The organism is Pseudomonas cichorii, assembly GCF_018343775.1.
Lineage (GTDB): Bacteria > Pseudomonadota > Gammaproteobacteria > Pseudomonadales > Pseudomonadaceae > Aquipseudomonas > Aquipseudomonas cichorii.
On the sequence record NZ_CP074349.1, the window covers coordinates 5,762,193 to 5,787,547 of the forward strand.

25 protein-coding genes, 1 tRNA gene and 6 pseudogenes are annotated in these 25,355 nt (G+C 55.9%); 29 read left to right on the forward strand and 3 right to left on the reverse strand.

From position 1 onward, the window contains the following. Window positions 1-28 precede the first annotated feature (28 nt). Complete coding sequence (locus tag KGD89_RS24905; RefSeq protein ID WP_025262447.1) at window positions 29-1,690, reverse strand: OFA family MFS transporter; 1,662 nt, start codon at window positions 1,688-1,690, stop codon at window positions 29-31. Window positions 1,691-1,947: 257 nt separating this feature from the next. Here KGD89_RS24905 and KGD89_RS24910 point away from each other — a divergent pair, with 257 nt between their 5' ends. From KGD89_RS24910 to KGD89_RS26540, 24 genes and pseudogenes are all read left to right on the forward strand, one after another. Then, a complete protein-coding gene (locus KGD89_RS24910; protein WP_025262448.1) occupies window positions 1,948-2,352 on the forward strand; it encodes an acetyl-CoA sensor PanZ family protein in 405 nt (134 codons plus the stop codon). Between the two features lie 98 nt (window positions 2,353-2,450). Further along, window positions 2,451-4,670, forward strand: coding sequence for an AsmA family protein (locus KGD89_RS24915; protein ID WP_025262449.1), 2,220 nt, complete (start codon window positions 2,451-2,453; stop codon window positions 4,668-4,670). A 14-nt stretch (window positions 4,671-4,684) separates the two neighbouring features. Next, the gene (gene mutY / locus KGD89_RS24920; protein WP_025262450.1) at window positions 4,685-5,752 is read left to right on the forward strand and encodes an A/G-specific adenine glycosylase; all 1,068 of its coding nucleotides are present in this window, start codon (window positions 4,685-4,687) and stop codon (window positions 5,750-5,752) included. Next, the gene (locus tag KGD89_RS24925; protein ID WP_025262451.1) at window positions 5,749-6,021 is read left to right on the forward strand and encodes an oxidative damage protection protein; all 273 of its coding nucleotides are present in this window, start codon (window positions 5,749-5,751) and stop codon (window positions 6,019-6,021) included. Before mutY ends, KGD89_RS24925 begins: the two co-directional genes overlap by 4 nt. A 102-nt stretch (window positions 6,022-6,123) precedes the next feature. Continuing rightward, window positions 6,124-6,199: transfer RNA gene (locus KGD89_RS24930), tRNA-Phe, on the forward strand. Window positions 6,200-6,382: 183 nt separating this feature from the next. After that, complete coding sequence (locus tag KGD89_RS26515; protein WP_369596691.1) at window positions 6,383-6,529, forward strand: DUF6538 domain-containing protein; 147 nt, start codon at window positions 6,383-6,385, stop codon at window positions 6,527-6,529. An 807-nt stretch (window positions 6,530-7,336) separates the two neighbouring features. Next, a complete protein-coding gene (locus tag KGD89_RS24935; protein WP_025262452.1) occupies window positions 7,337-7,954 on the forward strand; it encodes a hypothetical protein in 618 nt (205 codons plus the stop codon). Then, window positions 7,951-8,721, forward strand: a complete 771-nt coding sequence (locus KGD89_RS24940) for a hypothetical protein (protein ID WP_025262453.1) — start codon at window positions 7,951-7,953, stop codon at window positions 8,719-8,721. The genes KGD89_RS24935 and KGD89_RS24940 overlap by 4 nt, the downstream gene beginning before the upstream one ends. 445 nt (window positions 8,722-9,166) lie before the next feature. Further along, complete coding sequence (locus tag KGD89_RS24945; RefSeq protein ID WP_025262454.1) at window positions 9,167-9,817, forward strand: hypothetical protein; 651 nt, start codon at window positions 9,167-9,169, stop codon at window positions 9,815-9,817. Between the two features lie 296 nt (window positions 9,818-10,113). Next, complete coding sequence (locus KGD89_RS24950) at window positions 10,114-10,473, forward strand: hypothetical protein (protein WP_025262455.1); 360 nt, start codon at window positions 10,114-10,116, stop codon at window positions 10,471-10,473. A gap of 485 nt (window positions 10,474-10,958) precedes the next feature. After that, window positions 10,959-11,168 carry a DUF4258 domain-containing protein gene (locus KGD89_RS24955; protein WP_236249463.1) on the forward strand — a complete coding sequence of 70 codons (210 nt, stop codon included), beginning with the start codon at window positions 10,959-10,961 and terminating at the stop codon, window positions 11,166-11,168. Further along, window positions 11,165-11,602 carry a helix-turn-helix domain-containing protein gene (locus KGD89_RS24960; protein ID WP_025262457.1) on the forward strand — a complete coding sequence of 146 codons (438 nt, stop codon included), beginning with the start codon at window positions 11,165-11,167 and terminating at the stop codon, window positions 11,600-11,602. Before KGD89_RS24955 ends, KGD89_RS24960 begins: the two co-directional genes overlap by 4 nt. 26 nt (window positions 11,603-11,628) lie before the next feature. Beyond that, window positions 11,629-11,850: pseudogene (locus KGD89_RS24965) on the forward strand (helix-turn-helix domain-containing protein); the annotation flags it as partial. A gap of 238 nt (window positions 11,851-12,088) precedes the next feature. Beyond that, entirely contained in the window at window positions 12,089-12,220 is a 132-nt protein-coding gene (locus KGD89_RS24970) for a YHYH domain-containing protein (RefSeq protein WP_117148191.1), read from the forward strand. Window positions 12,221-12,251: 31 nt separating this feature from the next. After that, entirely contained in the window at window positions 12,252-12,488 is a 237-nt protein-coding gene (locus tag KGD89_RS24975; protein WP_025262459.1) for a hypothetical protein, read from the forward strand. Between the two features lie 38 nt (window positions 12,489-12,526). Further along, a complete protein-coding gene (locus KGD89_RS24980) occupies window positions 12,527-12,721 on the forward strand; it encodes a hypothetical protein (RefSeq protein ID WP_025262460.1) in 195 nt (64 codons plus the stop codon). 91 nt (window positions 12,722-12,812) lie between these two features. Then, window positions 12,813-13,197, forward strand: a pseudogene (locus KGD89_RS24985) (CesT family type III secretion system chaperone). 61 nt (window positions 13,198-13,258) lie between these two features. After that, window positions 13,259-14,425 (forward strand): T3SS effector HopA1 family protein, encoded by a 1,167-nt coding sequence (locus tag KGD89_RS24990; protein WP_038400098.1) that lies wholly within the window; start codon window positions 13,259-13,261, stop codon window positions 14,423-14,425. Between the two features lie 197 nt (window positions 14,426-14,622). Continuing rightward, window positions 14,623-14,844 (forward strand): PAS domain S-box protein, encoded by a 222-nt coding sequence (locus tag KGD89_RS26520; RefSeq protein ID WP_236249460.1) that lies wholly within the window; start codon window positions 14,623-14,625, stop codon window positions 14,842-14,844. Between the two features lie 33 nt (window positions 14,845-14,877). Continuing rightward, window positions 14,878-15,351 (forward strand): annotated as a pseudogene (locus KGD89_RS26525) (PAS domain-containing protein); the annotation flags it as partial. Window positions 15,352-15,501: 150 nt separating this feature from the next. Beyond that, window positions 15,502-15,951, forward strand: a pseudogene (locus KGD89_RS26530) (methyl-accepting chemotaxis protein); the annotation flags it as partial. A gap of 145 nt (window positions 15,952-16,096) precedes the next feature. Further along, window positions 16,097-16,582 carry a hypothetical protein gene (locus KGD89_RS25000; RefSeq protein WP_025262463.1) on the forward strand — a complete coding sequence of 162 codons (486 nt, stop codon included), beginning with the start codon at window positions 16,097-16,099 and terminating at the stop codon, window positions 16,580-16,582. A 229-nt stretch (window positions 16,583-16,811) separates the two neighbouring features. Then, window positions 16,812-17,471: pseudogene (locus tag KGD89_RS26535) on the forward strand (MCP four helix bundle domain-containing protein); the annotation flags it as partial. A 306-nt stretch (window positions 17,472-17,777) separates the two neighbouring features. Then, window positions 17,778-18,374 (forward strand): annotated as a pseudogene (locus KGD89_RS26540) (methyl-accepting chemotaxis protein); the annotation flags it as partial. 64 nt (window positions 18,375-18,438) lie between these two features. On the opposite strand, the gene gabP reads toward KGD89_RS26540, so the two are convergent. Next, window positions 18,439-19,830 carry a GABA permease gene (gene gabP, locus KGD89_RS25010; RefSeq protein ID WP_025262465.1) on the reverse strand — a complete coding sequence of 464 codons (1,392 nt, stop codon included), beginning with the start codon at window positions 19,828-19,830 and terminating at the stop codon, window positions 18,439-18,441. A 528-nt stretch (window positions 19,831-20,358) separates the two neighbouring features. Here gabP and KGD89_RS25015 point away from each other — a divergent pair. From KGD89_RS25015 to KGD89_RS25035, 5 genes are all read left to right on the forward strand, one after another. After that, window positions 20,359-21,132, forward strand: coding sequence for an ABC transporter ATP-binding protein (locus KGD89_RS25015; protein WP_025262466.1), 774 nt, complete (start codon window positions 20,359-20,361; stop codon window positions 21,130-21,132). Window positions 21,133-21,146: 14 nt separating this feature from the next. Beyond that, the gene (locus tag KGD89_RS25020) at window positions 21,147-21,911 is read left to right on the forward strand and encodes an ABC transporter substrate-binding protein (RefSeq protein WP_025262467.1); all 765 of its coding nucleotides are present in this window, start codon (window positions 21,147-21,149) and stop codon (window positions 21,909-21,911) included. 66 nt (window positions 21,912-21,977) lie between these two features. Further along, window positions 21,978-22,673, forward strand: a complete 696-nt coding sequence (locus tag KGD89_RS25025; RefSeq protein ID WP_025262468.1) for an ABC transporter permease — start codon at window positions 21,978-21,980, stop codon at window positions 22,671-22,673. Beyond that, window positions 22,670-23,359 (forward strand): ABC transporter permease, encoded by a 690-nt coding sequence (locus tag KGD89_RS25030; RefSeq protein WP_025262469.1) that lies wholly within the window; start codon window positions 22,670-22,672, stop codon window positions 23,357-23,359. Before KGD89_RS25025 ends, KGD89_RS25030 begins: the two co-directional genes overlap by 4 nt. A 51-nt stretch (window positions 23,360-23,410) precedes the next feature. Continuing rightward, window positions 23,411-24,628 (forward strand): methyltransferase, encoded by a 1,218-nt coding sequence (locus KGD89_RS25035; protein ID WP_025262470.1) that lies wholly within the window; start codon window positions 23,411-23,413, stop codon window positions 24,626-24,628. Between the two features lie 343 nt (window positions 24,629-24,971). Here the strand turns inward: KGD89_RS25035 and KGD89_RS25040 are convergent, their stop codons facing one another. Next, a complete protein-coding gene (locus tag KGD89_RS25040) occupies window positions 24,972-25,301 on the reverse strand; it encodes a hypothetical protein (protein WP_025262471.1) in 330 nt (109 codons plus the stop codon). Window positions 25,302-25,355 lie beyond the last annotated feature (54 nt).

Genomic DNA, 25,355 nt, shown 5'->3' on the forward strand with positions numbered 1-25,355 from the left:
GCAAGCGCTTTCTTTTTACCCGACTGTTTTAGTTGAACAGTACGGCCGTCTTTTGCAGGGTGACCCACACGCCCCACGCCAGAGGAACACCAACAGCCAGCCAGGCCAGAACAACCAGCGGCTTGCTGCCTTCAGACGCTTTCCACTCCAGAGAAGTGGTGGCAACAGCGTTCTTGTCGAGGCCGATGGCTTGTTCAGCAGCCAGTTCGGCGTCAGTCATGAAGTACTTGTCGGCAACCGGACGAATCAGCAGGTTGCAGATGAAACCCAGTACCAGCATGCCGGCCAGGATGTACAACGTGATGTCGTAGGCTGCAGCACGAGCAACGCCGTGGCTGAGCTGATATTCACGCAGGTAGTTGACCAGAACCGGACCCAGTACACCGGCAGCAGCCCAGGCGGTCAGCAGACGACCGTGGATTGCACCGACCATTTGCGTACCGAACAGGTCAGCAAGATAGGCAGGAACGGTCGCGAAACCACCGCCGTACATCGACAGCACGATACAGAAGGCACCCACGAACAGCGCGATGCTGCCCAGATGGCTCAGGGTCGGAACCGATGCATACAGCACGAAGCCCAGGGCAAAGAACACGAAGTAGGTTGCCTTGCGGCCGATGTAGTCGGAGCACGAAGCCCAGAAGAAACGACCACCGATGTTGAACAGGCTCAACAGACCGGTGAAGCCTGCCGCGATGGCAGCGATGGCTTTCAACTGATCGGCATTCAACTGGCTGAAGGTCAGGTCATTGCCCAGCAGTTTACCGGCGAACACTTCCTGCAGCAGTGGCGAGGCCATGCCCAGGATACCGATACCGGCCGAAACGTTCAGACACAGCACCAGCCATACCAGGCGGAATTGCGGCGTTTTCCAGGCCACGCTCACGTGTACGTGACGACTGGTGATCATCGCGTTGCTGGCCTTCTTGGCAGGAGCAGTCCAGCCTTCAGGTTTCCAGCCGGTCGGTGGAACGCGGTAGCCCAGGGCACCGCCGATCATGAAGACGAAGTAAATCACCGCCATCACCGCGAAGCTCTGCCATACGCCAACGCTTTCAGCAGAAGCGAAGTAGCCCATCAGCGCAGTGGCCAGAGGAGCACCTACCATCGCACCGCCGCCGAAACCCATGATCGCCATGCCGGTCGCCATGCCGCGCTTGTCCGGGAACCACTTGATCAGGGTTGAAACGGGGGAAATATAACCCAGACCCAGACCGATACCACCGATCACACCGGAACCGAGCCACATCAGCCAGATCTGGTGAGTGTAGATGCCGAGTGCGGAAATCAGCAGACCGCCACACCAGCACAGAGCCGAAACCACACCGGCCTTGCGTGGGCCTGCGTGTTCGAGCCAGCCACCCCAGATGGCAGCCGAGCAGCCCAGGAAGATGAAGAACAGTGTGTAGATCCAGCCCAACATGGAGATCTGCCAGTCACAGGTCGACGAGAAGATCTGTGCAATGAAGCCCATGTCAGGTGTGCAGGCAACAGGTGTCGAAATACCGATAGCCTTGGAAAGCGGCAACCAGAATACCGAGAAGCCGTAAGCCATACCGATACAAAGGTGAATTGCCAAAGCAGCGGGCGGAACCAGCCAACGGTTGAAACCGGGCTTGGCGATGATGCGTTCCTTGGACAAGAACGCAGGTTGAGCGGTGGCGCCGCCCAAAGCTGTGCTTGTGCTCATTGTGATTACCCCCAGATGTGTAATGCTCGCAGGATTAATGCGCTGGTCCGCTCACAGTCTCCATGCCTGACGGCCATGACTGTTTTTTTATCGGGCGGTATCCAGAGGCGTGGCAAAAGGCCGCACCTTACCAGCGATGGCGAGAGACTAACACTTACCAAGGGCCGTAAGTATCTTGTTACATCAATTAATTACTTACCCAATCCACGCCATCTATGAAGTAATAGACACAATCAATTGCAGACAGAGGAAATACAATGCCGGTCTTAGTTGGGATTATTAATTCCCCCACTTATCAGGATCAGGAAGATCTGCAAAAGATATATCGCGACGCACCGCAATGGCTGTTTGCCCCCTTCAGCGATGCGGCGCAATTGATTGAAATGAGCCTGAGTGACGGAACACTTCTGGCGGGACGCTTCAATGACCGGCTGCTGGGCGCTGCACGCCTGGAGCAGACCGGTGATATCTGGCGGCTGTCACATCTTTGCGTGCGCGCTCTCACCCGTCGGCGCGGTGTTGCCGAGCGGCTGGTGACCCAGGCACAGAAATCGGCCCGCGATGCAGGTTGCGAACTACGCTTGCAGACAACCGCCGAGCTTCCTGAAGTCCTGGCCCTTGCGGCCAAGCTTGACGTGCCGCTGGAAATCGCAAGCATTTGACCCCGCGCAGCAGCCCAAGGCATCCAAAGCCCCCGACACTCGTTAGAGCGGTATACTCGTGGGCTATTTTTTGAACGATCGATAACAAGGACTCGCCCATGAAAGCGTTCGGCAAAATCCTGGGACTGTTTATTCTCGGGTTGTTGCTGATCATCGTGGCTCTCGGCTTCGCCTTGACCCATCTGTTTGATCCCAACGACTACAAAGACGAGATTCGCCAACTGGCACGCGAAAAGGCAAACGTCGAGCTTACGCTCAACGGCGACATCGGCTGGAGCCTGTTTCCCTGGCTGGGCCTTGAGTTGCATGACGCCAGCGTCGCCAACCTGAGCGCGCCCACGGCGCCATTTGCCGACCTGCAGATGCTCGGGTTATCGGTTCGTGTACTGCCGCTGTTGCGTCGTGAAGTCCAGATGAGCGATGTGCGGGTAGAAGGCCTGAACCTGCGCCTCAACCGCGATGAAAACGGCCATGGCAACTGGGAAGACATCGGCAAGCCCGCCACCGCTGCCGCGCCGACACCCGAGCAGCCTTCGGGCACAACGCCTGTACCGCCTGCGGACAAACCCTCGCGCCCCGTCAAGCTGGATATCGACAGCCTGACGGTCAATAACGCCCGGGTCGAATACAGCGATGCCCGCAAAGGCCGGACCCTCACTGCCGAAAGCATTCAATTGAGCACCGGCGCCATCCGGGAAGCCTCGGACATCCCGGTCAAACTTACTGCGTTCCTCAGCACCAACCAGCCGGTTGTGCGCATCAGGACCGAACTGGTAGGCGACGTGCGTCTGGATCGCGCCCTCAAACGCTATCAATTTGAAGATATGCGCCTGTCGGGCGAAGCGGCTGGCGAACCCTTGCAGGGCAAGACCGTGACCTTCGCCGCTCAGGGCCAGTTGCTGGTCGACCTCGCCGCCAACATCGCGGAATGGAACAGCCTCAAGATTTCCGCCAACCAGTTGCGCGCCCTTGGCGAGCTGCGTGCCCGCGACCTGGACAAGACTCCGCAGATCAGCGGCGGCCTTTCCATCGCCCAGCTCGATGTGCGCACTTTCTTCGACAATATCGGCCACCCGCTGCCAGCCATGGCCGACGGCGCGCTGAGCAAAGTCGAAATGGTCACCCGCCTGAACGGCACGCCGAACAGCCTGGCGCTCGAAGAACTGAACCTCAAGGTTGATGAAAGCACTTTCACGGGCCGCGTCGCCATTGACGACTTCGCCAAGCAGGCACTGCGTCTGCAACTCAAGGCCGACACCTTCAATGCCGATCGCTATCTCCCAGCAGAGAGCGAAGAAAGCAAAGGCGCCAAGGCGGCGCGTCAGTCAGAAGTACAAAGCGGTGAAGCCGCTGCACTCGCGGGCAACACGCCGCTGCCGGACCAGCCTACCAAGGCGGCCTGGAGCACAGCCAAGCTGCTGCCTCTCGAGCGGCTGCGCACCCTCGACGTCCAGGCCGACCTGAACTTCGGCAAACTGACCCTCGACAAACTGCCCATCGACAATGCCGTGCTCACCACCCAGGCACAGAACGGCGTCATCAGCGTCGAAAGCCTGCGCGGCGACCTCTACAACGGCAACTTCGACATCAAGGGCAACCTCGACGCCCGCCAGGACATTCCTCTGGCCAGCGTGCAGGCCAAGGTCAACCGGGTTCCGGTCGAGCGTCTCCTGCAAAGCCAGGGGCAGACACCACCGGTCAAAGGCCTGCTGAACCTCAACAGCGACCTGACCGCCAAGGGCAACAGCGAAAAAGCCCTCGTCGACAGCCTCAACGGCACGGCCAGTTTTGTGCTCAACAATGGCCTGCTGGTCAACGCCAACCTTGAACAGCAACTGTGCCAGGGCATCTCGACCCTCAACCGTAAGACGCTCAGTGGCGAGCCTCGCGGCAAGGACACGCCCTTCCAGCAGCTCAACGGCAACCTGACCATCCGCAATGGCGTGGCCAGCAACCCTGACCTCAAGGCTCGCATCCCGGGCCTGACCGTCAACGGTAACGGCGATGTCGACCTGCGCGTGCTGGGCATGAACTATCGCCTGGGCATCATCATCGAAGGCGACAAGAGCGACATGCCGGACCCGGCCTGCGAGGTCAACCCGCGTTATGTGGGCATCGAGTGGCCAGTCCAGTGCCGAGGCCCGCTTGAACTGGGTGCCAAGGCGTGCCGTATGGACAAGGAAGGCATCGGCCAGATCGCGGCGAAGCTCGCTGGCGACCGGATCAGCGAGAAGCTCGAAGAAAAGCTGGATGAGAAGCTCGGTGACAAGGTCAATCCGGAACTCAAGGACGCCCTCAAGAACCTGTTCAAACGATGAGAGCCGATTCTGCAATGCAACCCGAGCAATTCTCCCAAGCAGTACTGAACTGGTACGACCGTCATGGCAGACACGATCTGCCATGGCAACAAGGCATTACCCCGTACCGGGTGTGGGTGTCGGAAATCATGCTGCAACAGACCCAGGTCAGCACGGTACTGAACTACTTCGACCGCTTCATGGAGGCGTTGCCCACCGTGCAGGCCCTGGCTGAAGCGCCGGAAGACGAAGTGCTGCATCTGTGGACCGGGCTGGGTTACTACACCCGCGCCCGCAACCTGCAGAAGACGGCAAAGATAGTGGTTGCCGATCACGGCGGTGAGTTTCCTCGTGACGTGGAACAACTCACCCTGCTGCCCGGCATCGGTCTGTCGACGGCGGGCGCCATTGCCAGCCTGAGCATGGGCATTCGAGCGCCAATTCTCGACGGCAACGTCAAGCGCGTCCTTGCCCGCTACACCGCGCAGGAAGGCTACCCGGGCGAGCCCAAGGTCGCCAGGCAGCTTTGGGCCACCGCCGAGCGCTTCACGCCCCACAGCCGTGTGAACAACTACACCCAGGCGATGATGGATCTGGGCGCCACGCTCTGCACCCGCAGCAAACCCAGTTGCCTGCTGTGCCCGCTGGAGCGTGGCTGCGAAGCGCACCTGCTGGGCCTGGAAACCCGCTACCCGATTCCAAAGCCCCGCAAGACCGTCCCGCAGAAGCGCACCCTCATGCCGATGCTCGCCAACCGCGACGGCGCGATCCTGCTTTATCGTCGCCCTTCCAGCGGTCTGTGGGGCGGTCTGTGGAGCCTGCCGGAGCTGGATGACTTCAACGACCTCAAAGACCTGGCGCTGCAACACTCACTGGAGCTGGGCCAGCATCACGAACTGCCGGGACTGGTCCACACCTTCAGCCATTTCCAGCTGAGCATCGAACCCTGGCTGGTTCAGGTCCAGGAGTCAGCCCATCACGTGGCCGAAGCCGACTGGCTCTGGTATAACCTCGCCACCCCGCCGCGCCTGGGCCTCGCCGCCCCGGTGAAAAAGCTGCTCAAACGCGCGGCCGACGTATTGAATGCAGGAGAGTCGTCATGACCCGCACCGTAATGTGCCGCAAATACAAAGAAGAACTGCCTGGCCTGGAACGCGCTCCGTATCCGGGTGCCAAGGGCGAAGACATTTTCAACAACGTCTCGCAGAAAGCCTGGGCAGACTGGCAGAAACACCAGACCCTGCTCATCAACGAACGTCGCCTGAACATGATGAACGCCGAAGACCGGAAATTCCTCCAGACCGAGATGGACAAGTTCCTTTCCGGCGAGGAATACGCCAAGGCCGAAGGCTACGTTCCCCCCGAGAAATAAAGCGTTTCCAGCAATGAAGGTCGTAAGCGTCGGTAATAATTCAAATTTTTTTCAACATGACGCTTGACGACCTCCTGAAAAACACGTCTAATGCGCCCCGTTGCCCAGATAGCTCAGTCGGTAGAGCAGGGGATTGAAAATCCCCGTGTCGGCGGTTCGATTCCGTCTCTGGGCACCAAAACATCTAAACCCCTGAAGCTTCAAGGCTTCAGGGGTTTTTTGTTTGCGCCAGATATACCAAGCCTGCCTAACTGGTACACAAAGGCGGTACACATGGCATCTCACAGCCGTATCATAATCGGATCAACAGCCCCCGGTTTCGTGCGCTCATGGCTCAACGCTTCAAGCATTATCAAATGGTATCTTCTACCTCCATCGTCGTGTACCTGAAGACCTACGCCCCGCCTTGGGACGAGAATACAAACGTTCATTGCAAACCCGAGACGCCAACGAGGCGAAGGGAAGCATGCGGCTGAGTGGATTAAATCCGAGGAAGCGTTTGCCCTAGCACGTGCTCAACTCTCTGGTGCTGAGATACTCAGCGCGAAGGATGTGCAGCAGTTGGCTGCTCTATGGTTTCACCGTGAACTTGACGAGCTGGAACAGTCCGGCAAATTCCGAAAGGTACTAGTACCCGGTGACGCTGTAGAGCTGGAGACACCGCTCAGCCTTAAGCAACATCAGGAATGATTGAGCATCCGTGAAGCGCTGGAGGAGGGCTACAAGACTGACTGGCGAGCCGTGATCCAGCCTCACATGCTTCGCGCCTTAAAAGCAGAGAACATCCCGGCACCTGCCAAGGATTCACCTGCCTTAGACTCGCTCACTGGCGCATTCAAAAAGCACTTACTCAAGCTGTCGGACATCGCCAAGAGACGAGGGAGACTGGAGCGCTACGGCAGACGTGCTCAGCAAGTGGAGTACATTTTCGCAGCCTGCGTAGCTTGGCAAATCGGCGCATTTTTGTCTAAGGACTCCTCAAGTCGCATTTCAGCTACAAGATCCCGAGCAACTTCCTCATCGATTGATGCTGCCATTAGCTTGCCGTACTCCTCACCCTTCCGCTCGTGCTGCTCAGAGAGGCGAGCAGCCTTCTCCTTTCGATTATAAAAGCAAAGAGCTGCTAGGCAGCAGGGGTGATACTCAGCAGGTTCTTGACGATCTACTTGCGCTGACTTTCAAAGCAATGGCAATCTGCCTACCGTATTGGTTTCCAAGCACGCGAACCAAGGGACCGCCGATGACAGCTCCATACCGCACTCCATATCGGTAGCGGCGCTGTCAACTTTGACCGGTTTTATCAATGGAGTTTTAAATGACCGCCAAAATCCGCGTAAATTTGAAGGACGGACTTCTAGAAGCCGAAGGTTCAGAAGCTTTTATTGAGAAATTATACTCCGACTTCAAAGAACTAATAAGCTTCCATCAGCAGCCCATAGCTGCGAACAGAATGGAATTGCTGACTTCCGAAACCTCAACAACCGCAGTATCTGCAGTCGCCGCCGATGTAGCAGCACTCAAGGCACCAACAAAAACTGAAACTCAAAAGCCGAAGGCCAAGGCTAAAAAAAGCAACTCGACTGAGCCAACACTTCTAAAAGACTTAAATCTGGCGGGCAACGAAAGCTACCAAGGCCTGCGAGAGTTCTACTCCAAATACTCAACAAAAACAAATATGGAAAGAAACTTAGTCTTCACATACTACTTAACTAAAATCATGTCAATTGGCGGAGTCAGCGCTAGTCACATATTCAGCTGCTATCGGCACATCGCAGGAATCAAGATCCCTGGGAACTTAAAACAAAGCCTGTATGATACTAGCGCAAAAGGCTGGCTATCAATCGCATCCATAGAAGACGATATTAGTGTTTCTATTCTAGGCATAAATCATATTGAACATGACCTTCCGAAATCTGGGGATAGCCTGGCATGAAGGAAAGCCTCGACTCTTTTCTACTGTTAGTTCCGCAGCATGAGTCGTGCTCTCCTGCGGACATGATTGATTACTTTGTATATTTTTTAACCGTAATAACTGGACAGGAAACTGTCAAACCTTCTGAGGTAGACGCCTGCTTCACATCATCCAGACTACAAAAATATTCGAATATATCAGCATACCTCAGTAGAAACTCAAAAAAATCAAAGGGCAAAAAATCGAAATTCATTAAACTCAAGGAGGGCTACCAACTTGAGCGAAGTCGACAAGTCGAACTTCAACACGACCTCCATAGCGGGCCTGCAAAGCTTGAAACCAGTTTTCTGCTACGATCATTACTTGAAAGAATGACTAGCAAAAGCCAGCAACTATTTCTACAAGAGGCCATTGAGTGCTATGAAATAGGCGCAAGGAGGGCGGCCGTAGTATTGGTTTGGATTCTGGTTATTCACCACCTTTATGATCATATCACCAAAAACAGCCTAACTGAATTCAACACTGCGCTATCCAAAAACACAGATAAAAGAATAAAAATCACATCAATTGAAAAGCATGATGACTTCAGTGAAATTCCCGAGGGGAAATTCATAGAGCTCGCTCGCTCCGCAGGCATTATTTCAAATGACGTTCGCAAAATCCTAGATAACAAATTAGGCACGAGAAATACTTATGCACATCCTTCAGGCGTTTCCATTTCGGAAGTAAAGGTAAATGACTTTATCATTGATCTTGTAGAAAATGTAATACTCAAATACTCCAGTTGAGTATCGATCACAAACTGGCGGGCACTTGGAATACTCCGCTCTGCTCCTGCCTGCTTTCAACATAACGGCTCCGGCGACCCCGTTCAAACGGACCAAAAATGCTAAAGCGGCAGTCAGTTGAGGTAGGTACACGGACCAGGTACACAAGCTACCTTCAAAGCACGCTAACAGACCTGTATTTACAGGGCTTGGCCATTGATGCAACAAGTCGGCGGTTCGATTCCGTCTCTGGCACCATTAATTAGATTCAGGCGGTGTCAAAGTCATCTGAAAAACAGAAACCCGCCTAGTGCGTTTCTTTGCTTTCTACAATTCCCAACTGTTGCCTTGCAAACGCCCCTTGAATGACCAACACCAGCCGTTTCAAGGTCAGGCTTTAGCGAAACAGCGACATGCGGTCTAGGCAAGCATCGATTACTTTACGCACAAGCTGCATTGAGTTGAAATGCAATCTGCCCGCTCCCCCTATATGCTGTTCATAGCGCCGAAAATGAATGTTGGCGCACTCAATATATTAAAAGGAGCGTGCTTCATGCATATGGGCTTTCGATTTTTCGCTGTGTTTGCCTACGTGGTAATTGCTGGTTGTACAGGAGGAAAAGCAGTCCCGAGAGACACGGCTGTCGTCACGGTATCCGCCTATGGCCCTGATCTATTCGGTAAGCACTCCCACGGTGTAGGGGGGCGTTTGGATGTCCTAGAGTCTTCGGAAGGGGTAACGGAACTCAGCTATCCCCCTATGGATTTGCGCTCCTGTAACGAATCCAATACTGCCTGCTCCTTGGGTATCGGGGTGGTTAACGGGAGCGCCCAAATCATTTCGTCGAATGCAACCGGAGCGACACTGGCAATCAACCTGAACTATCAGGTGGGGCGGAGTTACTCGCTCAACGTAAATGGCCACACATTCAAGCAAGAGATACCACCTGATGTGCAAACATTGCATGCCAACCAGACGATCTCGAAGAGAATCGAGGTGGCCTATGGGGAAGTCGTGCATCTGCCTCTTCCACACGGAGTAGATGTCGCGGTGTGTGCCCAGAAGCATTATGCGGGAGAAATCATGCCAGATCGAAGCGTATGCCAAGGGTATTGATAACATAGCGAAGGGTTCAGGGAGACATCACCCATCGGTGTCAGTCGCTCCGCATGGGTGAAAACCATAACAGTACAAAGTCAAATACGCACGGCGGGAATGCATTCTGATGCGTACAACAGCAAGTTCGCGCCAAGGTTCGCAACCTCCAAGGCGCTAATCAGACCGTCCGCCTGCTATCGAAGCCATAGTGCCAGACGCTAGTTTCCAGGGTTTTGCATCACATCGGGTACTATCCAAGCCTGCAGTCACTGCAATCACTCGACAGTCATGTCAAATCAGTCAATGGGGATAGAATGAGTACTGAGAAATGTGCATTGGTTCACTTAACGCTCTTCAAACACAGTACGGAATCATTTTTAGCCGCTCTTGATGAGGCGGATATTCCTCATGGCCCCATCCGTATGTTCTCAAGCGCTCCTCAAAACTCAGGGCTTGTCGAAGCAATTTCAGCTTTATCTGAAGCGATGCCTTGGAATGCAATCGCGAAGGTAATAATTGCATGGATTGAGGCAAGAAAAAGCCGAGAAGTCATCATCTATACGGAGGCTGGTGAGTCTTTCCACGCAAAGGGTTACTCGGCATCAGATGTTCAAAAGTTACTCCAGATTTCCACGAACGTTGCCATTATTGATACCAAGCCTGTTGATGAGTAATGACGACTTGCCTTGCCTGTACCTTTAGGCGTCCTCTATGGAATGTGAGACAGGTGGTGTCAAAGCCATCTGAAAACAGAAACCCGCCTAGTGCGGGTTTTTTGTTGTCCGGAACTTTTCATTGCCCGAAATCATGCCTGACAGACGCGCCGGAATGAAAAGCGTAGGACACCGCCCTTTCGTAGCGCCCCCAAATCCCCTTCTTGGCTCAGAGCTGTCTTTATTCGCCAGCAAGGCAATCAAGCCAGTTTCCTTGCACACCTACAGACCTATAGTCACGCCCTTCGAGAAAAAGCTTTCCAATCGTGTGATTGGAGTTTCAATTGACTCAAAGGGGTTGCGCTCTAGCCAAGCACAACCTATAAATATTATAGGTCGCCATGAAAACCGAGCCTCTATGGGCTAAGCAACAACTGGAGGACCTGGTGCATGCCTTGGCACAGGAATCTTCCAGAGTGGTATTTACCAACCATTGCCTTGAACGCATGGTAGAGAGAGGCATTTCCACCATAGAGGTCATACGCTGCCTCAGACGCGGGGTCATAGTGCGGGGACCGACTTACAGTCACGCCCACATGAATATCGAGTTCAGGATGAGCGAACCTCCTCCACGGGATGTTGTATGCGTCGTAGTCGCCATCAAACCTGAGCCAGAGCCAAGCCAGCTTTTCACCATCACGGTCTGGGAGATATGAAAATGTACGAATACACAGGTAGCGGCCTGAATGGCATCTTCCTGAAAAATGGATACCGAATCGTGGAAACGGCCCATGGAAAAGGCGTATCGATAGAGAATATCGAAGGGCTGCACAGGGCAATTGCTGCTGATATTGTTCAGCAAGACTCGCCAATGACAGGCCATCAGTTCCGCTTCCTGCGCAAGGAACAGGATCTGGTGCAAGCGGAATTGGCAGAGATTTTACGAGTAGATATCCAGACCATAGCCAATTGGGAAAAACGCGGTCCCGAAGGGGTTCCCGGCCCGGCAGACATTGCCATGCGCGGTTTGTACTCAGCCTACTGCCATATTCAATATGGCCCTTATCAAGCCCTGCGCTCAAACATACCAACCGAAACCGCCACCTTCACTCTTGATGGAGAAAACTGGGTAGAAGCGATTGCCGCATGATCATCGACGTGAAAATGGGTATAGCTGATCTAATCCCCCATGAAGTGGTCCGTCGCATTGTCGATGGTGCCTCCGCTATCCGCGCCTGGCGTGAGCACCTGAACCTGACTCAAGAAGAAGTCGCCAAGCGCATGAATATCAGCCAACCAGCCTACGCCCAGCAGGAAGCCGTCGCCAAACCACGCAAGGCTACACGCGAGAAAATTGCAGCCGCGTTTGGAATCAGAGCCGATCAGTTGGAGCTGTAGGCTATCGGACAAGCCGGGCCTTGTGCTTGAGCACGCCAACCGAAACCGCCACCTTCACCCACTCTGAGCTCTCAGCACCGTCCCCCCTCAATAATTTCCTGCCCCCACGAATAAGCCTTTGCTATATTCGAGCAGCATCAAAGAGCCACCTCGCAATCTCGCCAAGAGGCTCCGTTGCTTGCCCGAGCGTTCTGGAACGTCGGGGAGCCACAGGGATTTATCAACAGAAGGATCTGTCATGAAGTTCACTACCCTCCTCCTCGCGGCCATTCTTGCCGCCACCTCCTTTTCTGCAATCGCTCACGGCGGCCGGACTGACAAGCAAGGCTGTCACAACGACAAGAAGGCCGGCACCCGGCATTGTCATTGACTGCGGGCCTCGCGCCCTCTCGGAGACAAACATGGCCTTGAACAAACCCAACCAGGACTTGCGTCGCGACTTGCAAGGAGTGGCCTCTGACCTTAAGTGGTCGGCAGTCGAGCTGATGCGCATCGCGGAACGGCTGAGTACTTCCGGGAATGAGCCGGATGCTCAGGCGGTGCTTCGCATATGCACCGTGATGCAGGCCGGGGAAGAAAAGCTGCAGGGCGTAACGAATGAAGTGTCACTGGGCAGGCTCGTACGGGCCCGCTCCTGACTGCATACGGATGAGGATTAGGCACGGAGCAATTCGCAATGAGCCTGGACGCCATCACCGCAATACTTGAAGTCATCGGCGACGTGATAGAGTTCGGATCACTCAAGAAAGATAGAAACTGGCCACTATGGCGCCGATGCCTGTGGTACTTGCTGCGGATAACCAGAAATCTTCTTCTGGCACTCCTGATCTGCCTTCTGGTGACCTTGATTCTCGACTGGCTCACGCAATAAGAGCCGCATCCGAAAATTAATTTCATATTGATGGAACCGGATTCGCTCAGTAGCCACTCACCTCTAAATCCTGTCGCTTACGGACCTGGCCATGAGTAGCCTGTTCTACAAGACGTTACTCATCGATCTTTCAAAAACACCTTGAAATGCGCCCCTTGGCGTTTGACGCCCAAGGGATTTGCAACCTGATCATCGATGAAACCTTTGCACTGAAACTGGCCTGCAACGACATCCATGAACGGTTGTTGGTGATCGGCTTGCTTGAACTGCCAAAAGAACCACCACTGCAACGCCTGCTGAGTGGCGCTCTCAACCCGATGCTAACTGCGGGCCCAGGACTGGGCTGGGATGAGCGCAGCGGCCTGTATTTCGGCTATCAAAGTATCCCGCGAGAGAAAGTCAGCGTACCCGCTCTGATGCGTGAAATCGCGGCACTGGTTGAGTGGATCAAGGTCTGGCGCGATATGCGCCCATGAATATCTCGTCAACGCCCTATCGCTCGCGCCAACAATCATCTGCTCGATACGGAGCACACCTGTGACCAACATCCAAACACGCTTTTCGAGTGTCGAAGCCCTGAAAAGCTCGGACGTCGATATCCACGCACTCAAGTCTCAGGGCCGAATCGAAGTCAACGGCAAGCATTACGACATTCGAGCAGCGGCGGACGGAAAAATCTCCGTATCAAGGCATGACAAGCAGGCTGTTTTCGACAAGTTCTTCAACGGCACGGCTCACCTGCTGGGCGGCCAGAGCCCGCGCTCGCAGATCACACAGGCGCTGAACGAAAAAGCAGCATCCGCATCCTCATCTGCGCCCGCGACACCTCGCCTGGAGAGAATGCTGGGTAAGCGTTTCGATGCTCAGCAGGCACGGGTTGAACAGGGCCAGAGCAGTTCAGCGACGAATGCCGTAAGACCAGAGAACGGTACGCCTCAAGGCAAGGAAACTTTTGCCAGCCTTTATGAGTGGGCAAAGAAGGCGAAAAAAATTAAAGAACCCACAAAAGAGAAAATCTATGACGTGTTCAAGGATAATCGCCCCAAAGTCACACCCATGGCTCGAACAGAGCAGGATGCCTATCTGCGGAGGCTGAGCAGGATCGACGCGCATGCGGGCATCAATGTTTGGCCCCAGAGCATGGACGCCGCCAGTCCTGAACATCGGCGTCTCGATATTTACATGAAGCACCACCCCAACATACGCAAAGAGTTCTACAGAATATCCCCAGACCCCGTGCGTGAAAAATCGGAAAATATGGGCCGCCTGACCATTGGCGTCCACCCCCAGTATGCCGAACAACTCATAAAGACCATGGCTGCAATGGTCCAAAAGGAAGACTCGATTCACAGTGGAAAAGTTGATGGCCCGCAAAGCTACGGAAGCAGAACCGACTCAGCCATCCTCTATGTGAAAGGCGATTATCAGAAGGCTCAGGAACTGGGGCAGAAGCTGAAAATCATGAGCGGGCTCCCAGCAGAAGCCTTCATCAGCCACACACCGCCAAGCATGCACACGATAGATCAGGGGCTTTCTTACGCAGAAACGGTCAAGGGACAATCCTCAAGCCATGGCGACTCACGAGCGGCAATCATTCTGGATGCCTTGAAACGTAAAGGTGGCTCGCTGGAAACAAAGCTGAAAGCAGCACTGGCCGACAATGGCTACAACCCTGAAAATCCGGCATTCAGACGCACTCAATGAGCGCAATCCTGTCCGTGTTGAAAGTATCCGGAAAGAGTAATCACTGCCGCTGAAACACCCAAAAAAAGGCCGCTTTTTTTGACGTCAAAAAGCACTCTACCCACTGATCGGAATCCTCCTCTGCCAGGTTAATGCCCCTCGCCTTCAGGTCGATATCGTCGTGAGAGTCAGTAGGTCAAACAGCACTGGGGCAGGTTATGTTCGGGACAAAAATCAAAGCTGAACTGGCAGCCATGAAGGCCGAAGTTGATGGACTCAAAGGATTGATGGGCGCGCTTGAGCGTTCGATGGACGTGGCAGAGTTCGATCTGGATGGAAAGCTCATCCGGGCCAACGATAACTTCCTGACCGCCATGGGATATCGAGCCGAAGAGCTGGCCGGCAAGAACCACCGCGAGTTCTGCTCACCCGCACTCTGACGCAGCAGCCAGTACAGCGAACTATGGGCTTCGCTGCGCGCCGGCCGCTTCGTCTCGGGCACATTCCAGCGCGTGGACAAGAACGGGCATAACGTCTGGCTCGAAGCCAGTTACAACCCGGTGCTCGACACACAAGGCAAGCCCTTCAAAGTGGTGAAGTACGCACTGGACGTCACCCGCAAGGTCATGCAGGAAAGCGAGTCTCGCGGCAAGCTTGCCGCTGTCGACAGAGCCATGGCCGTGTGCGAGTTCGACCTCAACGGCAATGTGCTGGCTGCCAACGAGAACTTCCTGCATGTCATGGGTTATGGCCTGAATGAAATCAAAGGCAAGCACCACCGCGGCTTTTGCGAGCCAAGCCTGATCAACAGCTCGGAGTACGGGGACTTCTGGCGCAGGCTGAACCAGGGTGAGTTCTTCAGCGGGCAGTTCAAGCGCATCGGCAAGCACGGCAGGGTGGTCTGGCTGGAGGCAACTTACAACCCGGTCTACGACGCAGAAGGCAAGCTCTTCAAGATCGTGAAGTTCGCCAGCGATATCACCGAGCATGTGGAAAAACAGCAGGCCGACTCGCTCGGTGCTTCGCGGGCTTACCACATCTCGACTGAAACCGAAAAAGTAGCCGAGCAAGGCACGCTGGTCATTCAGGAAACCGCCAGAGAGATGCGCCAGATCGCGGACAGCATTGGCGCTTCTGCAAAACTGGTGGGGCAACTGGGATCTCGCTCCGAGCAGATCACCGCCATCGTCAACACCATTCGCGGCATCGCGGACCAGACCAACCTGCTGGCCCTCAACGCGGCAATCGAAGCCGCTCGCGCAGGCGATCAGGGTCGGGGTTTTGCGGTGGTCGCGGATGAGGTGCGCCAGCTGGCGGGGCGCACCAGTGGCTCAACGACGGAAATCGCGGACATGATCGGCAAGATCCTGAGTGAAACCCGCGAAGCGGTCGCCAGCATGAGCACCACTCAGGAAGGTGCGATTCGGGGTGTGACGCTGGCCGATCAGGCGGGTCAGGTCATCATCCAGATTCGTGATGGCGCGAGCGAGGCCGTAGAGGCGGTCAGCATGTTTGCCACGCGATTCGACGAAGCCAATAAAGCATAAGCTGCGCTCAGCGCCCCGACTGCACCTTGAAACCCGCCTCGTGCGGGTTTTCATTGCCCGGCAAGCCGCCACACCTCTTGGTTATTGAGGCCGTCTGGGTTTCAATGATCGCCATTGCCCTTATCGCCTGCCAAAGGACCCGTTCATGGCTTCGCCAGACAAACAGCAAAAACGTGCCAAGCGCGCGAAGATCAAAGCCAAGCAGAACCGCTCGGGCAAGCCGGCACAAAATGTCGTTCATCCTGTATTCGCTTCCGCTCTTGTGAATCAACCGTTCGATGATGTGCAGCTCGACCTGAGCACCTTTGATTTCCAGGACATCGTCGAAAACGGTTTCGATCCGGCCGATTACGAAGACCTGTTTGAAGCCATGAAGGCCGCCGAAGCCATCAGCCAGCTGGCGCTGTGCGTGGTCTTCCTGCAATACCCGGTTCTGGCATTGGTCATCAGCGAAGAAGACGAAGAGCAAGCCACCGACTTCATGATGGGACTGCTCATCACCTACCGCGCCCTGTTCCACGATGAAGACGAAGACACTGCTGTCGAATGGATCGGTAGCCCGGCATTCCAGGCCGATTACAACAAGGCATCCGAGTTGCTGGTCAAGCGGGATTCAAAAGGACAGCGTTGACGTACACAAAAACGTCATGTCCACCTCAATAACGACAAGAGTGCTCTAAACCGCAGGTTTCATCTAAAGCAGACTTCAGCTTCTACCCGAAAATCCGATATAGCTGCGTACGCGCCTGCTCAAGGCGCCCCCTCAGCACAGCACATCGGATGAACTCGGAGCGGGTATGTATTTGAGAAACATGAAGATAGCCAAACGCACCCTGACCTGCTTCACGTTCATGGTTGCCATGGTGATAGGGCTCGGCATTTTCAACATCCAGCAAATGGGCAATATTCGCTCGGAAGGCCTGGAAATCGAAAATGACTCAATGCCTGGCATTGCATTGGGCGATGACATCACCCTCGCATTCGCCAACACCCGCATCGCCATCCTCAGAATGATCTCAAGAAGCCCTGCCGAGATAGAACAGGCGTATACCGAGTTGCTGAAGGAAGAGGAGAAGTTCTACAACGCGGTCAAAGCCTACAAACCGCTGATCAACACGGATACCGAGCAAACGCTGATCACCAGTATCGAGACCACCTACAAGGCCTATGCCGATGGTGCAGAGCGGGCGTACAAACTGATCAGGGACAACCAGCAAGATGCGGCTCGTCAGGTCATCAGGGTGGAAATGCCAAAAAGTGCAGAAGGCATGGCTGCTGCGCTCTCCAGGCTGGAAAAAGTAAACGACGAAGCCGAAGCCGAATCCAGCGCAAGTGCGACAGCGGCGTACGAAAAAGCCAAGACCATTTCTGTTGCAGTCATGGTGCTGGCAGTACTGGCAACACTCGCTCTGGCATGGCGCCTGACTCAAAGCCTTGCCAACCCCATCAATCAGGCCCTCAAAGCCTCGGAAGTTTTTGCGTCGGGAGATCTGCGTCCGCTCGATGTGGACAGTCGCGGCGTAGACGAAGTCGCCTTGCTGCTGCAATCAATGGAGCGCATGCGCAAAAACCTGCAAGCCACCCTGAATCAGGTCGACGATGCAGCACAGCAGCTATCGTCCGCCACCAGCCAGATGAACAGTCTGATGGCCAGCAGCAACGCCGATCTGGTCACCCAGAACAGTGAAATCGAAATGGCAGCCACTGCCGTGACCGAAATGAGTCAGGCGGTTGACGAGGTTGCGCGCAGCGCAGTGTCGACATCGGAAGAATCGAAGTCATCGTCACGCTCGGCACTGCAAGGACAGGAAGAGCTCAAGCAGACCGTCAACTCCATCACTGAACTGACCCGCAATGTCAGCAGCGCATCGGAACAGGCGCAGCAACTGGCAAGTCGCACACTGGAAATCAGCAAGGTTCTGGAAGTGATTCGCTCGGTATCCGAACAGACCAACCTGCTGGCCCTCAACGCCGCAATCGAAGCGGCTCGCGCCGGCGATGCCGGCCGTGGTTTTGCGGTGGTCGCCGACGAGGTTCGGGCACTCGCGCATCGGACCAATGAGTCGACTCAGGAAATTGAATCCATGATCGGCCATATCCAGCAAGGCACCAAAAATACGGTGTCGGCGCTGGAAATCAGTACCGAACAGGCCCAACGCACCAAAGGCCAGGCTGAATCCGCCAACGCGGCACTGGAGATCATTGCCCATTCGGTAGGAGTGATCGACGATCGCAACACCGTAATCGCCAGCGCCTCCGAAGAGCAGGCCCAAGTCGCACGCGAAGTGGACCGCAACCTGGTACGCATCCGCGACCTTTCCACACAATCAGCCGTAAGAGCGGATCAAACCAGCAGCGCAAGCCATGTCCTGGCGACACTGGCTACAGAGCTGAATACGACCCTGCGCCAGTTCAAGTTGTGATGTCTCGCGGATGAATTCGCTCCTGCGCGGCCGTGCAGGAGCGAATTCATTCGCGATCAGCGGCTCAACTCAAAGCCGCAGCTCCAACCCGTGAAGCCTTGCGGCGGCGGGAAACCAGCAGACCGGCAGCGATAACGCTCAGGCTGAGCACACCGGTAGCGATGATTTCTACACGATGGTCTTCCTGGAACAGCATCACCGTCAGTACGGCAACGATGAAGAAAATCGCAGCCCAGGTCAGCCACGGGAACAGCCACATCTTGAAGTCGATGGCCTCACCTTTGGCGATACGTTTCTGACGCATGCGCAACTGGGAAACGGCGATCACCAGATACACCAGCAAGGCGATTGCGCCGGAGCTGGCGAGCAGGAATTCAAACACGGCGGCCGGAGCGACGTAGTTGGCAAACACGGTCAGGAAAGCTGCGGCGGTCGACATCATCACCGCCCAGTGAGGCGTGCCGCTCTTGCTGATGCGTGTGGAAACTGCAGGTGCATCGCCACGCTTGCCCAGGGAAAAGAGCATGCGCGAAGCGGTGTAGAGCGCGGAATTCAGGCAACTGGTCACTGCGACCAGCACCACCAGATCCACGATCAGTTTGGCGTTGGGAATCCCCATCACATCCAGCACCGTCTGATAGGAGCCCACTTCAGCCAGACGACTGTCGTTCCATGGCACCAGCGACACGACGATAAAGATCGAAACCAGATAGAACAGGAAGATCCGCCAGATCACCGAGTTGGTGGCCTTGGTGATCTGCTTGCCCGGGTTCTTCGATTCGGCAGCCGCGATGGTCACGATCTCGGTCCCCATGAAGGAAAACATGGTGGTCAGCATTGCCGCCAGGACCGCGCCCAGACCGTTAGGCATGAAGCCCTGGGTATCGAACAAGTGGCTGACGCCGCTGACATTGCTGGTCGGCAGCAACCCGAAGATCGCCACGACACCCAGCACCACGAACGCAATGATCGCAACGACCTTGATCAGCGCGAACCAGAATTCGAACTCGCCGTAGTTCTTGACGCTGAACAGGTTGGTGGCCGTCAGCAGCAGCGTAATCACCAGCGTGAACACCCAGATGGCCACGTCGGGAAACCAGGCATGCAGAATGGTCGCAGCGGCGTTGGCTTCCAGCGGGATCACCAGCACCCAGAACCACCAGTACAACCAGCCGATGGTGAAACCGGCCCAGTGCCCGATGGCTCGGTCGGCATATGTGGAAAACGAACCGGTATCAGGCGAGGCCACAGCCATTTCGGCCAGCATGCGCATCACCAGTACAACCAGCGTACCGGCTGCGGCATACGAAAGCAGCACGGCTGGGCCGGCTGCCGCAATCGCATGACCTGAACCTACGAACAAGCCTGCACCGATCACACCGGCAATCGACAGCATCGTGATGTGCCGAGGTTTCAGCCCCTGTTCAAGCTCGGAAGAGTTAGCGGTACTGCTCATGAAAACCACCTTTTGCAAGACGAGCGATACACACCGAAACCCCTCGTAAAAAGAAAGCAACGGTGCCGTTCTTTATTATTTACGCAAAAAGTGCGCCAAAATATTTCAAAAACGACGTCGCACTTGGAACACAAGGCTTACAGCCCCGCAAGCACGGAAGTGAAAGAAAGAATTCTTTCTGTGGCCTGCAGGTTTTGTTACCGAACACCTCACGACTTACACACATTAATGCACCGAAAACACACACCCTGAATCGGTTAAGCTCGCATATGGTGCAAGGCAGCGCAAAAGCCCCTTCCAACACCCGGCCAAAGCTGGCAACATCGCGCCTTTTTCGCGCATTCCGGCTGGCAAACAGGCATCAAACAGACGCATCGCTTGCCTTGCGGCGACAGTCTGCTGCGATGATGCGACACCTATCGCATAACCCTGCCCGCCAGACCTGACGCTGTTGGTTGTCCTTCAAACCCTGTGCTAGCTTGGCGCTCGCCCCGGTCGAAGGGCGCACAAAATATATGAGGTCCCCACATGGCCGAGGCCACGCCCGCCCTGGAAATCCGCAATCTGCACAAGCGCTACGGAAAGCTGGACGTGCTCAAAGGCATCTCGCTGACCGCTCGTGACGGTGATGTGATCTCGATCCTGGGTTCATCCGGTTCAGGCAAGTCCACGCTGCTTCGCTGCATCAACCTGCTGGAGAACCCTCATCAGGGTCAGATCCTGATGGCGGGTGAAGAACTGAAGCTCAAGGCCGCCAAGAATGGCGAGCTGGTCGCCGCCGATAACAGACAGATCAATCGCATGCGCAGCGAGATCGGTTTTGTGTTCCAGAACTTCAATCTGTGGCCGCACATGAGCGTGCTCGACAACATCATCGAAGCTCCGCGCCGGGTGCTGGGCCAGAGCAAGGCCGAAGCCATCGAAGTCGCTGAAGCGCTGCTGGCCAAAGTTGGCATCGCTGACAAACGCCACGCCTACCCTGCACAGCTTTCCGGTGGCCAGCAGCAACGCGCCGCCATCGCACGCACGCTGGCCATGCAGCCTAAAGTGATTCTGTTCGATGAGCCGACCTCCGCGCTGGACCCGGAAATGGTCCAGGAAGTGCTCAACGTCATCCGCGCACTGGCCGAAGAAGGCCGGACTATGCTGCTGGTGACCCACGAAATGAGTTTTGCGCGACAAGTTTCCAGTGAAGTCGTCTTTTTGCATCAGGGACAGGTCGAAGAACAGGGCACACCACAGCAAGTATTCGAGAACCCGCTGTCGGTAAGGTGTAAACAATTCATGTCGAGCAATCTCTAACGGAGCAACCCCCCATGCAGATGTACAAGAAGTTCCTGCTGGCAGCCGCTGCCACTGTGGCACTCAGCAGCAGTGCTTTTGCTGAAACCCTGAAAATGGGCATCGAAGCCGCTTACCCGCCGTTCAACAACAAGGACGCCAGCGGGCAGGTCGTCGGTTTCGACTACGAAATCGGCCAGGCCCTGTGCGCCAAGATGAAAGTCGAGTGCTCGGTCGTCACTTCCGACTGGGACGGCATCATTCCGGCACTCAACTCCAGAAAGTTCGACTTCCTGATCTCGTCATTGTCGATTACAGACGAGCGCAAGCAGGCTGTGGATTTCACCAATCCGTATTATTCCAACAAGCTGCAGTTCATCGCGCCGAAAGATTCGCAGATCAACACCGAAACCGTCGAAGCCGCCAAGGCGTCGCTCAGCGGCAAGATCATCGGCGCCCAGCGCGCCACACTGTCCGGCACCTGGCTTGAAGACAAGCTGGGCGACAGCGTGACCATCAAGCTCTACGACACTCAGGAAAACGCCTACCTCGACCTGGCTTCCGGTCGTGTCGACGCCATGCTGGCCGACAAATACGTCAGCTACGAGTGGCTGAAAAGCGACGCTGGCAAGAACTTCGAGTTCAAAGGTGATCCCGTCGAGCAGAACGACAAGATCGGCATTGCAGTGCGCAAGGGCGACCCGCTGCGCGAAAGACTCAATGACGCTCTGAAAGAAATCATCGCTGACGGCACCTACAAGAAGATCAACGACAAGTACTTCCCGTTCAGCATTCTCTGATCTGCCTGACGTGGCCGTTGCGTCTTTCCTGAAGGCGTGACGGCCCGTCCCTAGCAAAGCCTGCCCATGAATATTGACCTCCAAGGATTCGGCCCGGCCCTTGCGGCTGGTGCGCTGATGACTGTTCAGCTTGCCCTCTCGGCCCTGTGTCTGGGGCTGATACTGGGGCTGCTCGGCGCCCTGGCCAAAACCTCGCCTTACAAGCCGCTGCAATGGCTGGGCGGTACTTACTCGACGCTGGTGCGCGGTATTCCTGAATTGCTCTGGGTGTTGCTGATTTACTTCGGCACCGTCAACGGCATGCGCGCCCTGGGCGAAATGCTCGGCATTCCAGACCTTGAGCTCAACGCCTTTGCTGCGGGTGTCATTGCCCTGGGCCTGTGCTTTGGCGCCTATGCGACCGAAGTCTTTCGCGGCGCTATCCTGGCCATTCCCAAAGGCCACCGCGAAGCCGGCCTGGCGCTGGGCATGTCGCGTTCGCGCATCCTCTTCAAACTCATCCTGCCGCAGATGTGGCGCATCGCGCTGCCGGGCCTGGGCAACCTGTTCATGATTCTGATGAAAGACACCGCACTGGTTTCAGTGATCGGCCTGGAAGAAATCATGCGGCACTCGCAGATTGCCGTCAGCGTCACCAAGGACGCTTTCGTGTTCTATCTGGTCGCCGCCTTCATGTACCTGGCCCTGACCATTCTGGCCATGATCGGCATGCACTTTCTGGAAAAACGTGCCGCTCGCGGCTTCGTGAGGAGCGCGTCATGAACTGGGAAGTCATCATCAAGTGGCTGCCGAAACTGGCGCAGGGCGCAACCCTGACCCTGGAACTGGTGGCGATTGCGGTTACCGCCGGTCTGATCATCGCCATCCCGCTGGGTATCGCCCGCTCGTCGAAACATCTGTACGTGCGTGCGCTGCCTTATGCCTACATCTTCTTCTTTCGCGGCACACCGTTGCTGGTGCAACTGTTTCTGGTCTATTACGGGCTGGCGCAATTCGAGGCCGTGCGCAAAGGGCCACTGTGGCCGTACCTGCGCGACCCGTTCTGGTGTGCCGTCATCACCATGACCCTGCATACCGCTGCCTACATTGCCGAGATTCTGCGCGGCGCCATCCAGGCCGTTCCGGTAGGAGAGGTAGAGGCTGCACGGGCGCTGGGCATGTCCAAGTGGAAAGCGCTGTTCTACATCATCCTGCCTCGCGCAGCCCGCATCGGCCTGCCCGCCTACAGCAACGAAGTGATTCTGATGCTCAAGGCCAGTGCCCTGGCGAGCACCGTCACTCTGCTGGAACTGACCGGCATGGCACGAACCATCATTGCCCGTACTTACCTGCCGGTGGAGATTTTCTTCGCGGCGGGCATGTTCTATCTGATCATGGCCTATGTGCTGGTCCAGGGGTTCAGATTGCTGGAACGGATATTGCGCGTAGACGCCAGCCAAGGGCGCTGATATGAAGGGGGCTGGCTTTTACAGAGTCAGCCCTCACACCCGGTCACCATCATGCCTTCTGACACTTGCTTGCAGGATGAACACATTCGCAGCCGCTTTCGGGCGCTGGACAGTTTTCTGTTCGCGCATCAGGCGCTGTGGCGACCCAAGCCTTTCACGCACCTGCACATGCCGTGGGAGCAACGTTATCCGACACTGGCCCAGTGGCTGCGACTGCGCACGCTGGATGAGGCCGAAGCCGCACACAACCACCCCGAACGCCTCGACGCGCCCTACCCCTTTGCGCAACTGGCGGATGAAGCCTATGAGCTGGGGCATCTCGGCGAGCTGCCTGCCTATCCGCTCGAACCTGTGGAACCACGCCAGAGCGTCGATGTACCGGGCCGTAAATGGCAACAGATCGAGGCCTTTGCCAGCCACCTGCAAGCCCGACAAAGCAAGACGCACTGGCTCGACTGGTGTTCGGGCAAAGGACATCTGGGCCGTCGCCTGACACACAGTGGACAGAAACTGACCTGCCTTGAACGGGACCCGGCCCTGATCGAAGCCGGTCGCAAACTCAGCGCCCGGCAACACATCGATGCCGAGCATCTACAGCAGGATGTCATGGCCGATGACACCTGGCGCCACCTCAAGCCCGAACACACGCCCGTCGCCCTGCACGCCTGCGGCGATCTGCATGTGCAATTGATGCAGGTCGCCAGCCAGACAGGCTGCATACAAATGGCCATTGCCCCGTGCTGTTACAACCGCACACGGTTCGACGAGTATCAGGCGCTCTCCAGCGAAGGCCGCAGCTCCGCTTTGAAGCTGTCTCGGGACGAACTGGGCCTGCCACTGAGCGAAACCGTCACCGCGGGCGCTCGGGTCCGCCGTCAACGCGACACCTCAATGGCTCGCCGCCTTGGGTTTGACCTGCTGCAACGCCAGTTGCGGGGCGTCGATGAATATTTGCCCACTCCCTCGCTGCCCGTGAGCTGGCTGGATAAACCCTACAGCGACTACTGCCGCGAGCTGGCAGAGATGAAAAACCTACCAGCACCCGGCAAGCAGAACTGGGCCGAACTGGAGGCCGCTGGCTGGCAAAGACTGGCTGAAGTTCGAAACCTGGAACTGGTGCGCAACCTGTTCCGTCGACCTCTGGAGTTATGGCTGGTGCTGGATCGAGCCATGTATGTGCAGGAACATGGCTACAACGTCAGCGTCGGCACCTTCTGCGACAGCCAGCTCACCCCTCGCAACCTGCTGGTACTGGCACAAAAACAATGACCCCAATCAACGGAACACCCTGTGGATAACTCTGTTGATGAAAATTCAGACAGATGTTTTAAAACCTTAGTGCGCCAGTTACTGAAGCGCCTTGTTTTTTCCTGACACCCCGGTCAGAAGCCGCGAAAAACGGCACTTCGCGGCAAAACGCGAACATCCGCACGGATCGGCGGAAAAATCGTTTTCATTCTGAACGGGTTGTGCATAAAGGCTCTGGGACAAGGTGTTTTTGAAGACAGTGTGGGAAGCCACTGTACGCAGGTTAGTCGACCGGTGAGCCAAGAACCGGCGCACCCGAAGGTGCCCTGCGCACAGCCGCCATTAAGGAATGGGCTGCGAGAATTTATCTGCGTGCCAGTTCATGTTTGACGCATTGTTCATAGTAGGTTTGCTTGATGGCGGCGGGTTTGAGACGAGACGAACTTTTATAGGTCTGTTCCGTGATGCCCATGGCGGTCATGCGCATCCAGGGTTGAGGGAACTTGCGAGCCTGCAGTTTGTTGCGCGCGCCATAGAGAGAAATCCCGGCAAGCTTCGACTCCTGAGCCCCCGCCGCAATGCCCGAACCCCATGTGCATATCGAGCGAGTGCTCTTGGTCAACTCCTTGGCCTGAACCCCGACCGAAACGCCGGCCAGGACAAACACCGCAACGGTCAATGCAAAACTCCGCATAGCGCCAGCACCCAAGCTTCTGAAAGGAAGGCGAGTTTGCCAACGAAACAGAAA

Coding starts and splice junctions, on each gene's coding strand:
- KGD89_RS24910 (WP_025262448.1), top strand. CDS start 1,948: ATGCCGGTCTTAGTTGGGATTATTAATTCCCCCACTTATCAGGATCAG.
- gabP (WP_025262465.1), bottom strand. CDS start 19,830: ATGAGCAGTACCGCTAACTCTTCCGAGCTTGAACAGGGGCTGAAACCT.
- KGD89_RS25015 (WP_025262466.1), top strand. CDS start 20,359: ATGGCCGAGGCCACGCCCGCCCTGGAAATCCGCAATCTGCACAAGCGC.
- KGD89_RS24950 (WP_025262455.1), top strand. CDS start 10,114: ATGAGTACTGAGAAATGTGCATTGGTTCACTTAACGCTCTTCAAACAC.
- KGD89_RS25000 (WP_025262463.1), top strand. CDS start 16,097: ATGGCTTCGCCAGACAAACAGCAAAAACGTGCCAAGCGCGCGAAGATC.
- KGD89_RS26520 (WP_236249460.1), top strand. CDS start 14,623: ATGTTCGGGACAAAAATCAAAGCTGAACTGGCAGCCATGAAGGCCGAA.
- KGD89_RS24925 (WP_025262451.1), top strand. CDS start 5,749: ATGACCCGCACCGTAATGTGCCGCAAATACAAAGAAGAACTGCCTGGC.
- KGD89_RS24945 (WP_025262454.1), top strand. CDS start 9,167: ATGCAATCTGCCCGCTCCCCCTATATGCTGTTCATAGCGCCGAAAATG.
- KGD89_RS24960 (WP_025262457.1), top strand. CDS start 11,165: ATGAAAATGTACGAATACACAGGTAGCGGCCTGAATGGCATCTTCCTG.
- KGD89_RS25025 (WP_025262468.1), top strand. CDS start 21,978: ATGAATATTGACCTCCAAGGATTCGGCCCGGCCCTTGCGGCTGGTGCG.
- KGD89_RS25020 (WP_025262467.1), top strand. CDS start 21,147: ATGCAGATGTACAAGAAGTTCCTGCTGGCAGCCGCTGCCACTGTGGCA.
- KGD89_RS24980 (WP_025262460.1), top strand. CDS start 12,527: ATGAGCCTGGACGCCATCACCGCAATACTTGAAGTCATCGGCGACGTG.
- KGD89_RS24915 (WP_025262449.1), top strand. CDS start 2,451: ATGAAAGCGTTCGGCAAAATCCTGGGACTGTTTATTCTCGGGTTGTTG.
- KGD89_RS25030 (WP_025262469.1), top strand. CDS start 22,670: ATGAACTGGGAAGTCATCATCAAGTGGCTGCCGAAACTGGCGCAGGGC.
- mutY (WP_025262450.1), top strand. CDS start 4,685: ATGCAACCCGAGCAATTCTCCCAAGCAGTACTGAACTGGTACGACCGT.
- KGD89_RS24970 (WP_117148191.1), top strand. CDS start 12,089: ATGAAGTTCACTACCCTCCTCCTCGCGGCCATTCTTGCCGCCACCTCC.
- KGD89_RS24935 (WP_025262452.1), top strand. CDS start 7,337: ATGACCGCCAAAATCCGCGTAAATTTGAAGGACGGACTTCTAGAAGCC.
- KGD89_RS24955 (WP_236249463.1), top strand. CDS start 10,959: ATGGTAGAGAGAGGCATTTCCACCATAGAGGTCATACGCTGCCTCAGA.
- KGD89_RS24940 (WP_025262453.1), top strand. CDS start 7,951: ATGAAGGAAAGCCTCGACTCTTTTCTACTGTTAGTTCCGCAGCATGAG.
- KGD89_RS24905 (WP_025262447.1), bottom strand. CDS start 1,690: ATGAGCACAAGCACAGCTTTGGGCGGCGCCACCGCTCAACCTGCGTTC.
- KGD89_RS24975 (WP_025262459.1), top strand. CDS start 12,252: ATGGCCTTGAACAAACCCAACCAGGACTTGCGTCGCGACTTGCAAGGA.
- KGD89_RS25035 (WP_025262470.1), top strand. CDS start 23,411: ATGCCTTCTGACACTTGCTTGCAGGATGAACACATTCGCAGCCGCTTT.
- KGD89_RS25040 (WP_025262471.1), bottom strand. CDS start 25,301: ATGCGGAGTTTTGCATTGACCGTTGCGGTGTTTGTCCTGGCCGGCGTT.